The organism is Actibacterium lipolyticum (assembly GCF_900184935.1).
In the GTDB taxonomy this organism is placed as follows: Bacteria; Pseudomonadota; Alphaproteobacteria; order Rhodobacterales; family Rhodobacteraceae; genus Actibacterium_A; species Actibacterium_A lipolyticum.
The window spans coordinates 1,401,364-1,414,729 of record NZ_FXYE01000001.1 but is presented as its reverse complement, the minus strand read 5'-3'; the positions used below and the strand labels follow the sequence as shown (position 1 = coordinate 1,414,729).

Annotated in this window: 10 protein-coding genes and 1 tRNA gene; all 11 read right to left on the bottom strand. The window is 56.9% G+C overall.

Annotation, left to right across the window (positions count from 1 at the left end; all coding sequences use genetic code 11):
* Window positions 1–10: 10 nt before the first annotated feature.
* On the bottom strand, window positions 11–877 hold the full coding sequence (locus COL8621_RS07060) for a carbohydrate ABC transporter permease (protein ID WP_093966547.1): 867 nt from the start codon (window positions 875–877) through the stop codon (window positions 11–13).
* A 109-nt stretch (window positions 878–986) separates the two neighbouring features.
* On the bottom strand, window positions 987–2,288 hold the full coding sequence (locus COL8621_RS07055; protein ID WP_093966546.1) for an ABC transporter substrate-binding protein: 1,302 nt from the start codon (window positions 2,286–2,288) through the stop codon (window positions 987–989).
* Window positions 2,289–2,424: 136 nt separating this feature from the next.
* Window positions 2,425–3,363, bottom strand: a complete 939-nt coding sequence (locus tag COL8621_RS07050; RefSeq protein ID WP_093966545.1) for a sugar-binding transcriptional regulator — start codon at window positions 3,361–3,363, stop codon at window positions 2,425–2,427.
* A 68-nt stretch (window positions 3,364–3,431) separates the two neighbouring features.
* Window positions 3,432–5,042 (bottom strand): GMC family oxidoreductase, encoded by a 1,611-nt coding sequence (locus COL8621_RS07045; protein WP_093966966.1) that lies wholly within the window; start codon window positions 5,040–5,042, stop codon window positions 3,432–3,434.
* 232 nt (window positions 5,043–5,274) lie between these two features.
* Window positions 5,275–5,364: transfer RNA gene (locus COL8621_RS07040), tRNA-Ser, on the bottom strand.
* Window positions 5,365–5,558: 194 nt separating this feature from the next.
* On the bottom strand, window positions 5,559–7,844 hold the full coding sequence (locus COL8621_RS07035; RefSeq protein ID WP_141137854.1) for a DUF3772 domain-containing protein: 2,286 nt from the start codon (window positions 7,842–7,844) through the stop codon (window positions 5,559–5,561).
* A gap of 62 nt (window positions 7,845–7,906) precedes the next feature.
* Window positions 7,907–8,938 (bottom strand): cysteine synthase A, encoded by a 1,032-nt coding sequence (locus tag COL8621_RS07030; RefSeq protein WP_093966543.1) that lies wholly within the window; start codon window positions 8,936–8,938, stop codon window positions 7,907–7,909.
* 47 nt (window positions 8,939–8,985) lie between these two features.
* The gene (locus tag COL8621_RS07025) at window positions 8,986–10,101 is read right to left on the bottom strand and encodes an NUDIX domain-containing protein (RefSeq protein WP_235823802.1); all 1,116 of its coding nucleotides are present in this window, start codon (window positions 10,099–10,101) and stop codon (window positions 8,986–8,988) included.
* A 12-nt stretch (window positions 10,102–10,113) separates the two neighbouring features.
* Entirely contained in the window at window positions 10,114–10,557 is a 444-nt protein-coding gene (locus COL8621_RS07020; RefSeq protein ID WP_093966541.1) for a TrgA family protein, read from the bottom strand.
* Between the two features lie 102 nt (window positions 10,558–10,659).
* Window positions 10,660–12,081 (bottom strand): cryptochrome/photolyase family protein, encoded by a 1,422-nt coding sequence (locus COL8621_RS07015; protein WP_093966540.1) that lies wholly within the window; start codon window positions 12,079–12,081, stop codon window positions 10,660–10,662.
* Between the two features lie 116 nt (window positions 12,082–12,197).
* Window positions 12,198–13,187 (bottom strand): acrylyl-CoA reductase (NADPH), encoded by a 990-nt coding sequence (gene acuI, locus COL8621_RS07010; protein WP_093966539.1) that lies wholly within the window; start codon window positions 13,185–13,187, stop codon window positions 12,198–12,200.
* Window positions 13,188–13,366 lie beyond the last annotated feature (179 nt).

Here is a 13,366-nt window from a genome sequence, read left to right as displayed (position 1 = left end):
CAGTTTCTCCTCACGCGTCCAGGTTCTTACCAACGATGCGCATCAAGAAGATCGCAACGATGTTGGCAAGGATGATTGCATATACGCCACCGGCAGAACCAAGCCCCACGTTCTGACTTTCCAACACGCGCTGGAAGATCAAATAGGTCAGCGTTTTGGTGCCGAACGACCCTTGGGTGGTGACAAAGATTTCTGCGAAGATCGACAGCAGGAAGATCGTTTGGATCAACACGACAACCGTAATCGCACGGGCCAGATGTGGCAGAATGATGTACCAGAACCGCTTGAACACTGGCGCGCCATCCATTTCGGCCGCTTCCAACTGCTCGCTGTCCAACGACTGTACAGCCGTCAACAAGATCAGGGTCGCGAAAGGAAGCCACTGCCAGCTGACGATCAAGATGATCGATTGCATCGAGGCTTGGCTTAGCCACTCAACCGGTGCTGCACCAAAGAATTTCCAGACATGTGCCAGAAGCCCGTTCACCGGGTCCATGAACATGTTCTTCCAGACCAGCGCAGAAACGGTTGGCATTACAAAGAAGGGCGCGATCACAAGGATACGAACAATGCCCTGCCCCCACATCGGCTGATCAAGCAAAAGCGCCAGCACAACACCCAACACAACGGTGATAAGAAGCACACCACCAACAATCAAAAGCGTGGCCTGTACACTGGGCCAAAACGCGCTGGAGCTGACGAACCGAACGTAGTTGTCAAAGCCTACCCAGCCAAGGTCCCCGCCGCGCATTGGCAGGTACTTTTTGAACGAAAACAATACAGTCATTGAAAGCGGGACCAGCATCCAGCCCAGCAACAGGATAACAGCCGGTGCCATCATCAGTCGTGCGGCGGATCGGGAATGTTGCGTCGCCATCGACACATCTCCTCTGTTGACGGTTTTATACCGCCTCGTATGTCCGTTCGGGATTTTCTAAAACGAAAGCGGAGGGCGGCAACGAGGCCGCCCTCCCTCGGGAGGATGCTTAGTAGCCTGCGGCTTCCATAGCATCCGAAGTCAGAGCTTGCGCCTTGGCAAGAGCTTCTTCGGCAGTCTGCTGACCAGCAAGAGCGGCCGAGAATTCCTGACCAACTTCAGTTGCGATACCAGCGAATTCAGGGATCGCTGCGAACTGAACGCCGACGTATGGAACCGGATCAACCGTTGGGTTGTTCGGATCAGCCGACAGGATGCTTTCCAAGGTCATCTTTGCAAATGGGATGTCCTTGTAGTTCTCGTTCTCATAGAGCGAGATACGCGCACCCGGAGGAACGTTGGCCCAACCTTCGTTTTCAGCAACCAGTTCGATGTAGTCGGTCGAAGTTGCCCACTGAATGAACTCTTTCGCGGCGGCTTCGTTCTGCGTACCTGCAGGAATTGCCAGCGCCCAAGCCCACAGCCAGTTGCCGCGCTTGCCAAGACCTGTGTCAGGTGCAAGTGCGAAACCAACTTTGTCAGCTACGGTGGAATCGTCTGGGTTGGTCACGAAGGACGCCGCAACAGTTGCGTCGATCCACATGCCGCATTTGCCCTGTTGGAACAGCGACAGGTTTTCGTTGAAACCGTTTGTAGACGCACCGGGAGGGCCTGCTTCGTTCATCAGGTCCAGATAGAAAGTCAGTGTTTCTTTCCACTGTGGGCTGTCGAACTGAGGCTTCCAGTTTTCGTCGAACCAGCGTGCGCCGAAAGCGTTGGATGTTGCGGTCAAGAACGCCATGTTCTCGCCCCAGCCTGCCTTACCACGCAGACAGATGCCGTATACTTCGTTTTCCTTGTCGGTCATCTTGCGGGCTGCGTCCGCAACGAATTCCCAAGTAGGTGCATCTGGCATTTCCAGACCGGCCTTCTCCATCAGGTCGGTGCGGTACATGATCATGGAGCTTTCGCCATAGAACGGCGCAGCATACATGGTGCCGTCGTAGGACAGGCCGCCGCGCATAGCGGGCAGAATGTCATCGGCATTGTATTCAGCTGGCAGGTCGTCAAGCGATACCAACCATCCGTTTTTGCCCCAGATCGGCGTTTCGTACATACCGATCGTCATGACGTCGAAAGCACCGCCTTTGGTCGAAATGTCGGTGGTAACACGCTGACGAAGAACGTTTTCTTCCAGTGTAACCCACTCTACTTCGTGGCCGGTTTTCGCGGTGAAATCTTCGGTCAGACCCTGCATGCGGATCATGTCGCCGTTGTTCACAGTTGCGATGGTGATTGTATCAGCAAACGCCGACGAAGCGATTGCGCTAACAGCGCAGGCGCCCATCAGGACGCGGATAGAACTTTTCATTATGTCCTCCCATAGACTTGAGCAATTGCTAAGCTCGTGGGTAATTGTTCGCTTTCTGAAATGAAAGTCAACAACATCATACGCCGCACTGCAGAAAGCACGACGGCTGGGCCCAGCTAGATTTTCATTATATCAGTTATTTAAGCAGTGCTTCTGCGGTTTTTTCATCGGTAAGCAATCCGTTGATAAGGTGCCCCTTTATGGCGCCACGAATGCCTTCAAGCTTTGCCTGCCCCATCGCAGAACCGATCACCAGCGTAGAATCAACGTCCAAAAGTGGGGGACTGGCAACGCGACTGTTGGTGAGTCCATCAATCAAGTCGCCGTTCTTATCGAAGGCCCAGCCAACGATTTCCCCAACTGCACCAGCCGCACGCATTTCGGCCAAATCCTGTTTCGAAATAAAGCCATCTTTGAAAAGCGGCGCGCCATCGGTCATCTCACCGATACCAACGATTGCAACATCCGCAGTTTTCACCAAATCAAGCGTCTGGCGGATGGTCTTTTGCGCCATCAGCATATCGCGTTCCTCCGGAGAGGCCGCGACGACCGGCATTGGCAACGGAAACGTTCGCGCGGTTACCTTTTCACCGATCGAGAACAAAACGTTATAATAGGCCGTACTGCCGTCGGGCGAGATGTTCCCGGTCAGTGAAACGATCTTGTGCTGGTCACATTCCATGTGCCCCATCTGCTGAACAGCCGCCCGAAGCGCCCGCCCCGTCCCCAAGGCGATGACCACAGGCTCTTCTCGTGATAGCCAATCTTCCAACACATCGGCCGTGGCTTCGGCCACACCCAGCGTTGTCGAGGCCGAATTCGGATCCGTCGGAACCACCTCGCAATATTTCAGGCCGAATTGTTGCTTAAGCTTCGATGCAAGGTCCATGCAGTTCGCCATCGGATGATCGATGCGCACCTTTACCAACCCCGCCGACATCGCCTGCGACACCAACCGTTGCGCGGACTGGCGCGAAACGCCAAGAACCGCAGCAATCTCATCCTGCGTGTTTCCAGCTATGTAATAGTGCCACGCGGCGCGCGCTGCATCGTCCAAGCGTTTGTTATTCTTCACGTCAGCAACCTCTGCTCATCGGCGCGCAGCCTAGCAGCCTTCTTTCATAAATCGAAGTCCAAGATGCCCTACTGCCCTTTGGCAGCCTGACGGATAAGGTCCGCCGCCTTTTCAGCAATCATGATGGTCGGCGAATTCGTGTTGCCAGAAGTGATCCGGGGCATGACCGACGCATCGACCACACGCAGCCCCTGAACGCCCCGTACGCGCAGCTGAGGGTCCACAACGGAGGCTTCATCGCCCCCCATCCGCGCGGTCCCCACAGGGTGGAAGATTGTGCTGGCCACCTGCCCCGCCCCATCCACCAGTTCGGCATCGGTTTGATACTGCGGCCCGGGCTTGAACTCCTCAGGGTGATATTGCGCCAGCGGTGTCTGCTCCATGATCCGCCGTGTCAGGCGAATGGCCCGTGCGGCAACGGCCTTGTCCCCCTCTGTCGACAGATAGTTCGGCTGGATTTCTGGATGCGCGTTTGGATCAGACGAGGTGATCCTGACATGGCCCCGGCTTTCCGGGCGCAAATGGCAGACACTTGCGGTGATTGCCGGAAAGTCATGGGGGGCTTGGCCGAAGGCCTCCAGCGACAGCGGCTGAACGTGATATTCAAGGTCGGGCGTTTCCACCGCTTCGGATGAGCACGCAAAGGCGCCCAACTGGCTGGGTGCCATCGACATCGGGCCAGAGCGTTTAAGCAGATATTCCAACCCGATCATGCCCTTCCCCCACAAACTGTTCGCCATCGTGTTCAGCGTTTTTGCGCCCTGCACCTTATATGCGCATCGGATTTGCAGGTGATCTTGAAGGTTTGCCCCCACACCCGATGCTTCGTGTAGCACATCAATCCCGTGTTCTTGCAGCAACCCACCCGGCCCGATCCCAGACAGCTGCATCAATTGAGGAGAGCCAATCGCCCCCGACGACAAAATCACCTCTGCTGCCGCGTGTGCTTGGGCGGGTTGTCCTTTTAGGCGAAATTGCACCCCGGTTGCCCGCTTCCCATCGAACAACAATCGCTCAGCCTGCGCATGTGTCAGGACTGTCAGGTTTTGCCGATTTCGCGCGGGGCGCAGGAACCCTTTTGACGTGCTCCACCGCCAGCCGTTGCGCTGATTGACCTTGAAATAGCCGACGCCGAAATTATCGCCGCGGTTAAAGTCATCCGTCTCGGGAATGCCCGCGGCAACACAGGCCGCTTTGAACGCATCCAGAATGTCCCAGCTTAGGCGCTGTTCTTCGACGCGCCATTCGCCGCCTGCCCCGTGCAGGTCGTCTTTTCCGCCATAGTAATCTTCAGACTTCGCAAAATACGGCAGTACATCATCCCAGCCCCAGCCGGTGTTTCCAAGCTGGCGCCACATATCATAATCCGCCGCCTGCCCGCGCAGATACAGCATGCCGTTGATCGACGAACATCCCCCCAGCACCCGCCCCCGCGGATAGATCAGTGAACGCCCTGCCAACCCCTTTTCTGGTGCCGTTTTGAACCCCCAATCCGTACGCGGGTTCCCGATGCAATAAAGGTAGCCGACGGGAATGTGGATCCAGTGATAGTTGTCCTTGCCGCCAGCCTCTAACAACAGAACGCGTTTGGTGGGATCCTCGCTCAATCGGTTGGCAAGGACGCACCCAGCAGAGCCCGCACCGACGACAATGTAATCGAACGTGCCTATCTGCTTCATCGCCTTGTCCCCCTCTGCCCCCGTGCTCAGATTTTCACTATCGCGCAAAACCAAACGCGAACCTATGGCGAAACATGTCGTGAATGCCTTGGGGCCAGCAAGGTGGCAGATGGGTCGCAGATTTCTGTGAGGTGCGTCCGGCAATCCAGACTGGTTCGATCCATCGTCTTTTGTCGCGAAGACACGCCAAACACCCGCCAAACGGTCATCTTTGTACAGCTTGTTGGGTATATGGCGGAGAGACAGGGATTCGAACCCTGGAGACGGTCTCCCGCCTACACACTTTCCAGGCGTGCGCCTTCGACCACTCGGCCACCTCTCCGGTGAGGGCGTGTTATACAGCCCAATCTGGAACGTTCAAGCAGGAAGTTACCGAAAATGCGTCAGAGCCATAACTAGTTTCAGCGGAACAAGAAACCAGCCGGTTTTCTGCGGAACAAATGCGCCCCGTTTGAACACCGCATGCCCTTTGCCGCCGCTCCAACGACGCAAGGCCCGCCCCCATTCAAGCGAATACTATTCGGCCGACGGAACTGCCCCACCCAAAGCTTCGGGGTTGCGCAGCCAGATGTCACGCTGAGCGAACGGAATTTCGATTTTCTCTTCGGCAAACCGCCGCGCGATTTCGTGATTGATCTCGGACTGTGTTGGGACACCAAGTGTCACGTCGCGCAAAATTGCACGGATTTCGAAATCCAGAGAATCGGCACCAAAACCCCGGAACAGAACCTGCGGCGGCGGATTAATGATAACCAGCGGATGCGCCTCGGCGATGTCACGCAGGATCTTTTCAACCCGCTTGGTATCGGTCCCATAGGCGACCCCTACCGGAACAATAATCCGCCCCGTTAGGTTAGAGCGCGTCCAGTTGGTTACCATGCCCGAAATCAGATCAGAGTTCGGGACAATAACATCCGTGCGGTCAAACGTTTCAACACGTGTTGAGCGTACTGAGATATCACGCACCGTCCCCATGACGCCGCCGACTTCGATCCAGTCCCCTTCGCTTACGGGTCTTTCGATCAGCAGGATGATCCCCGAAACGAAGTTTGAAACAATGTTTTGCAGACCAAAGCCGATACCGACCGAAAGCGCACCAGCGACAATCGCAAGCGAGCTTAGGTCAATGCCCGCCGATGTGATCGCGATGATCGCGGCAAGGAAAATACCGATGTAACCCGTTCCCGAAACGATGGCATTTTGCCCGCCAGTATCGATCTTGGTCTTCGGTAAAACAGACGAACGAAGCGCCCCTTGCAACAAGCGTGTCAGCATATAGCCGAACACAAAAATCATAACGAAAGTCAGGAAGTCACTGGGCGAAATGCGGGTTTCCCCGATCGAGAAACCTTCGGTGAACTTCGTCCAAATCTCGGTCAGGTCAGCAACGCGCGCGCCCCAAATCAGCGCAAGCACCGGAAGCGCCATCAGCAACAGCATAAAGCCAATCAACACCGGAATAAGCGCATCGCGCGCGCTTTCACTGTCGCCAGTGACCATCGCGTAAATATCGGCGACCAGCCGCTGTAGAACGGCCAAAAGCCCGAACAACGCCAATGTCGCGATACTTGGATAGGTGAAAAAGCCAGCGGCCCGTTCATACCCAATCGCTGCCAAAACCGGCCCCAGAACGGCCGTCACCATCGACGCACGGGCGATCAAGACGATCAATCGGTTCCGATACAGCCCCTCGTGCCCATCGGCGGCGTCTGCCTGAACATGGTTCATCAATAGCCGCGCAAGGCGGAACATAAGAACGGCGCCAATAACCAATATTGGAAAGCCAAGCGTTGCCTGCGCGGCGGGTGCGTAGTCTTCGAACGAAGACATCCGATCCAACAGCCCAGCCATACCGACAACCACGCCAAGCCCGGCGGCATTCCAGCGCGCTTCGGCAGTGCGCTGGCGCGACAGATTAAACAGACGGGACTGAACGTTGGCCTTGGGGAAAATCCGCCCGCCCAGCCAGCGCGCAGACAAGATGACCAAGCCAACGGTCGGAATCAACGCTGAAAGCTGCGTCCCACGCTCGCCCAGCAAACCGGTGGAATTCAGCGCTTTCAGAAGTGCGACCAACCCGATGTAAGGCAGCACGATTTGCCCCAGCGAAATCAGGAAAATAAAGGCACCCCGCGCCCGCAAAGACGTGCTTTCGGCATAGCGGATCGTGTTCTTTTCCATCCAGCGTCGTCCGCGCAAAATCAGGACAAGCGCAACCGCCAAGTAAAACAACACAGCAGGAAGATCTTCACGCAGGTTTGCGCGGCCTTCTTCGCTGTTCCACGATGTCGCGACCTCTTGTGCGACGCCGCTGAACGTCCCGGAAATCGCCGTAATGCCCGTTGACCAATGGGTCGGGTTGATGGGCGATGGGCCAAGCTGCAAAAGCTCATCCGCTTGGCGATCACGAATGATCGTATCGATTTCTCGGATCAAGCCATCTGCGCGGCGGTATGCCTCTTCGGCGCTTAGCACAGGCGCCTGCAACTGCTTCAGCTGGCTATTCAATGCGGCGCGTCGATCGGCGATCTCTTGCGGTTCCGTGGCTCCCTCTTCCGGGGCGGCACCTAGGGCAGCAATCTGACCGCCCAGCGTTTCGATACGCGTTTGATTAAGCGATTGCGCATCCAAGAACCGACTACGCCAGGCTGCAATCTCTTCGCGGGCCTTCTCTAGCGCGCTGTTCGTGGCAGCGCCCGAACCGATGGCGTCCTCTGTCTGCTCGGCAACCTCTTGCCACGCAGTATAGTTAGGAGCTTCTTGCACCGCTTCGGTCGCCGTCGTGCTCGTGCTCTGAGCCACCACCGGCGCTACTGGCAGCGTCAGAGAGAAGAAGACGGCTGCCAATAAGCGATGAAGTTTTTTCACGGTTCGAATACCTCTGGCAGTGCGCGCGCCTCGTTATCCAGCCAGCTTGGGACAGGCAGCCCCTTTTCCTTCAGGAACGCTGGATTGAAGAGTTTGGACTGATAGCGCGTCCCGTAGTCACACAACACGGTGACGATCGTGTGGCCCGGCCCCATTTCGCGCGCCATCTGCATTGCGCCCGCGACGTTGATGCCAGACGAACCGCCAAGGCACAGCCCTTCGTCCGCCAGCAGGTCAAATACCACGGGCAATGCTTCGGCATCTGGGATGCGGTAAGACATGTCAGGCGTGAACCCTTCAAGGTTCGCAGTGATACGCCCCTGCCCGATCCCTTCGGTGATGGAGCTGCCTTCGGCCTTGTGCTCACCGGTTTTATAATAGTTGTACAGCGTCGCACCGTCGGGGTCTGCCAGGCCGATCTTCACGCCTTTGGGCTGAAGCGCCATCGCAACGCCTGCCAAGGTACCACCAGAACCGACCGCGCAGATAAACCCATCGACTTTGCCGCCGGTTTGCTCCCAAATCTCGGGGCCGGTGGTTTCGATGTGGGCCTGACGGTTGGCAACATTATCAAACTGGTTGGCCCAGATCGCGCCGTTCGGTTCGGACTGAATCAGGCGTTCGGCCAAACGGGCGGAGTATTTGATATAGTTGTTGGGGTCTCTGTACGGCTTGGCTGGCACCTGAACCAGTTCCGCGCCGGCCAAGCGGATCATGTCTTTCTTTTCTTGGCTCTGCGTTTCCGGAATCACGATAACGGTCCGAAAACCCATCGACGCACCAACCAAGGCAAGACCGATCCCGGTGTTCCCTGCGGTACCTTCAACAATCGTGCCGCCGGGGCGCAGCAAACCGCGTGCAACGGCATCGCGAATAATGAACAGCGCGGCGCGATCTTTGACCGACTGGCCGGGGTTCATGAACTCAGCCTTGCCAAGGATTTCACAGCCCGTCGCTTCGCTAGGGCCCTTAAGGCGGATCAGGGGCGTGTTACCAATCAGTTCTGCAAGATCTTTACGCATGTTCAATTCCCCTAGCTTGGTTCCCCTCTGAGTATCGCTCGTTTTAGGGGAACTCAAGCACCCGCGCGAAGCCGATCACGGTTACGTGCCAACCATAGCGCCGAAATGATCAGCGGGGCGTTCTGCACTTCGCCCGTATCCAACAGCGCCATCAATCGTTCAAAACCAATGACATGGGCGCGAATATCCTCTCCCTCGTCGACTGCTCCGCCCAAACCGGCGGCATCGTCGGGCAGATCCGCAATTGCGACATAGGAATAGAGGAATTCACTTAACGCGCCCGGCGACGGGTAATAGTTGAACACAGGATGCAACGCGCCAATTGTCAGATGCGCCTCTTCCTGTGCTTCTCGTCGCGCCGCTTCTTCGGGGGTTTCGCCCGGATCAATCCGGCCTGCAATCGCCTCTAACGACCAACACTGCGCATCGCCGCGGGCAAACGGGCCCACGCGAAACTGCTCGATCAGAAGAACACGGTCACGCACGGGATCATAAGGCAGCAACGTAGCGGCATCCGTGGCGACAAACCCTGCACGGGATAAAACCGCGCTTTCACCGCCCGCAAATCGGCGGTGGGTCAGCTCATACTCTTCAACCGAAAAGAAATCCGCATAGGGGCGCGAAGCTTTGTGCAACCGCACATCGCTGGGCACCGCAGCACCACGCAGAGTCGTTGGGGCAGCGTCCTGTGCACGAATGCGCGACGCCGCGCGCGAACGGATCGAGCCAAACCGCTGAGCGATTTCAGCCGCAGAACGAATACCGAAGTCTTGCATCACCTCTTGCGCTGCAATGACCGTTACCGGCCCCCAGATTTTCGCCCAATCTTCAAGGCACCACGGTTCACCTTTCGACTGTTCAGCTTGCGGAAAATAAACGTCCGCGCGCGCGAATTCACCCGAATATTCGACGGTAACCTCTTCTATACAATACGAAAAACCTCCTTCGTAGAAGTTCAACCGTGCGATTGCGCGTTCTGAAAGTCCGCGTACAAGCAACCCTTCGGCATGCCCGCCAGCCAAAGGTTCAATCATCGGATAGGATTGGCTTTTCACCCAATAGGACGCGTAACCGGGCAAGCGCGCAGCGGAAATCTGAACGCCTTCACGTTCGTCCCCAAGCACACATTCCAGAAGCGGACGGTGGCACAACGTGCCATAGAAAAACATATCGCCCAATGCTTAGCTCCAGCGCGCAGCGACCCATTCGGTCATCCACGCAGCAAGGATGCCGCCGACAATGACGATAATCATAACCTCTGCCGACGTTACCATCATCGCGCCATATTCCACCGCCAGCTCAAAAATGCCGACGATCGCTTCCATGGGGCCGTCATAGTTCAAGCGGGTCGAGTTTTTCAGCATCTGCGCGACGCTATGAAACAGCATGACATAGAAAACCATCGTGGCCGAGGTTTGAAGCCCGCTGTTAATCGCATCGCGATACCCGTGTCCGGCGACACGGCCCATAACGCGCCATCCGATGATGGCACCGATCAGGGCGTTAATCTCGCTGAACATATCGGTTTTGGTGCCCTCGGGCAGAAGGACCTTAAAGCTGTCAGATGCGAAATATGCCACCGCGGCAAAACAAATCGCGGCGATAAGGCGGGCTGCGGTGGGCATTCTTGGCGTCTTTCATGTCAGTATTACCGCCGTGCATTTTCGGCGGCAAAAGCCCTTTGCGCAAGTGGGTTTAAAGATTTTGCGCGTTGCTGTGGCGTAAGCCTAAAAACCACGGTTCGCATAGGCGTCAAGCGCGCGCGCGCGCCCCTCTGCCAAGCCGACAATTGGCGATGGGTAAGGATCAGCCGGTGACAATCGCCAGTTCACCGGAACCGCGTCAAAATAACTAAGCGCCGTCGCACTTGGATCAGAGCGACCCTCAGCGATCCAAGCATCGGTGTATTTTCGATCGGCGTCGAACTTGTCCAGCTGGGTTTCAGGGTTGAAAATCCGGAAATACGGTGACGCATCGGGGCCGGACCCCGCGACCCACTGCCACCCCATTGCGTTTGCGGCTGGATCCCAATCCACCAAACAGTCTTCGAACCACTTTTGACCGATCCGCCAATGCACCAGCAAATGTTTGGTCAGGTATGACCCAACGATCATCCGTGCGCGATTGTGCATGGTGCCCGTGACATAAAGCTCGCGCATTGCGGCGTCGACGAACGGAACCCCTGTCCGCCCCTGTTTCCAGGCCAAAACTTGCGGAGCCTCGGCGTCCTCGGACCACGGGAAATGCTCCCACCCTTCGCGCCAGCTTTCCTTAGCGATGTGTGGCGTGTGGTACATCAGGTGCCAAGCGAACTCTCTCCAGACAAGTTCCTTTAGAAAGTGTTCGCCGCCTTTAGCCCCTTCGTGATGGGCGCGATGACCAGCGTGCCAAATTGTGGCCGGGCTGATTTCACCATAGGTCAGGTTTTCCGACAGGTGCGAGGTTGCATCGATACCGGGAAAGTCACGTTCGGCCTTATAGTATTCAACTTTGTCGGTCACGAATTCATGTAGCCGTTCTAACGCAGCCTGTTCACCAACGGCGACATGCTGCTGCACCACAGCTGCCCCGCGACGCATTTCACCGCCCATATCCCACGTGGCAATCACTTCACTTTGCGGCCATTCCTGCGGTGCGGTGAAGCCTTCGGGCGCTGGCAATGGTGAAGGCACATGGCGTTCTTTCACCGCACGCCAGAACGGAGTGTAGACCTTGTAATAGCCGCCGGTCTTGGTTTCGACAGTCCAAGGTTCGAACATCACATGTCCGGGAAAGCTTTCTGCCGTTACCCCGCTGTCTTTCAACGCGGCTTTCACAGCGGTGTCACGCGCCATGCTTTGCGGATCGTACTGTCGCGACCAAAACACGGCCCCGGCCCCAGTTTCCGCCACAAGCGCCTGCAACACACCAAGCGCATCGCCGCGCCGACAAACCAAGCGCGATCCTTTCACGTTCAGAGACCGCTCAAACTCTTCCAGCGCAAGGCCCAGCCGCCATTTGGGCGCAGCGCCCAGCTCTTCAACACCCTGATCGTGAATGAACACGGGGATCACTGGGCGGCCCGTGCGGCACGCTGCTGAAAGTGCGGCGTGATCCGACAGCCGGAAGTCACGCCGGAACCACAAGATAATCGGAGGATTTTCAGTCATTTAAACTTTGCCACTTTCAACGCGAACAGGTCGCCACAGGTGCTGATCTAGCGCGGACATCAGGTAATCAATCTTTTTATCACCAGAGGCCTGCGCCAGAGCACTTACCGGCCCTTTTAGGCGTTCACATCAACCACGACGCGGCCTTTGACCTTGCCCTGCAGAATATCCGCACCAAGCTTGGGAAGATCTGACAGGGTCGCGGGCTGAACCATCGCCTCCAACTTGTCCATAGGCAGGTCTTTGGCAATCCGCTGCCACGCGCGCAGACGGTTTTCATAGGGCTGCATAACGCTGTCGATCCCCAACAGATTAACGCCGCGCAGCAGGAACGGAACCACCGTGGCAGGCAGGCCCGCGCCCCCGGCAAGGCCAACTGCCGCGACCGAGGCCCCGTATTTCATCTGCCCCAAAACACGTGCCAACATCGCCCCGCCAACGGCATCAACGCACCCAGCCCAGTTTTCACTTTCCAAGGGGCGTTTGATGGGTTCGTTCAACTCTTCACGTGCAACGATTTGACTTGCCCCTAGGGATTTCAGGTAATCAGCCGTTTCAGGGCGGCCCGTAACGGCGGTGACCTCATACCCAAGGTTGGCAAGAATGGCTGTGGCAACCGATCCAACGCCACCCGCGGCACCCGTCACCAAAACCGGACCGTTTGCCGGTTTCAGACCGTGATCTTCCAACGCCATGACGGCCAACATCGCAGTGAACCCAGCGGTTCCAACCGCCATCGCTTGACGCGATGTCAGGCCGTCAGGCAGCGGCACAAGCCAATCGGACTTTACCCGCGCCTTCTGCGAATAGCCGCCCCAGTGCGCCTCTCCGACGCGCCAACCGGTTAGCACGACTTTGTCACCGGGTTTGTAGCGCGCATCGTCCGAGGCTTCGACAGTGCCCGCAAAATCGATCCCCGGAACATGCGGATAATTGCGGACCAGTCCGCCACCCGGGCCGATGCACAACCCGTCCTTGTAGTTCACGGTCGAAAACTCCACGGCCACCGTGACGTCGCCGTCAGGCAGTTGCCCGTCTTCAAGCTGCGCCACTGCGGCGTGGGTTTTGCCTTCGTCGTCCTTTTCAACCACCAATGCGTTGAACATTCCGCTCTCCTCCACTCCAAAGCGCCACGCAATGCGCCGCGCATCATTTCCAATCGATCATTCAAAGTCTGGCAGCCCGCCCCTTACCCAGATGGGTGTGGCCTTCATCCTATCCGATCCGCCGGTTTCACTGAATCTATTCGCGCTGACTCGTGAAAAGAATTGTCATACATTTAAAT

Excerpts from the sequence above, each read along its gene's own strand:
- COL8621_RS07060 (WP_093966547.1), bottom strand. The coding sequence starts at position 877 with ATGGCGACGCAACATTCCCGATCCGCCGCACGACTGATGATGGCACCG.
- COL8621_RS07055 (WP_093966546.1), bottom strand. The coding sequence starts at position 2,288 with ATGAAAAGTTCTATCCGCGTCCTGATGGGCGCCTGCGCTGTTAGCGCA.
- COL8621_RS07045 (WP_093966966.1), bottom strand. The coding sequence starts at position 5,042 with ATGAAGCAGATAGGCACGTTCGATTACATTGTCGTCGGTGCGGGCTCT.
- COL8621_RS07025 (WP_235823802.1), bottom strand. The coding sequence starts at position 10,101 with ATGTTTTTCTATGGCACGTTGTGCCACCGTCCGCTTCTGGAATGTGTG.
- COL8621_RS07020 (WP_093966541.1), bottom strand. The coding sequence starts at position 10,557 with ATGCCCACCGCAGCCCGCCTTATCGCCGCGATTTGTTTTGCCGCGGTG.
- COL8621_RS07015 (WP_093966540.1), bottom strand. The coding sequence starts at position 12,081 with ATGACTGAAAATCCTCCGATTATCTTGTGGTTCCGGCGTGACTTCCGG.
- acuI (WP_093966539.1), bottom strand. The coding sequence starts at position 13,187 with ATGTTCAACGCATTGGTGGTTGAAAAGGACGACGAAGGCAAAACCCAC.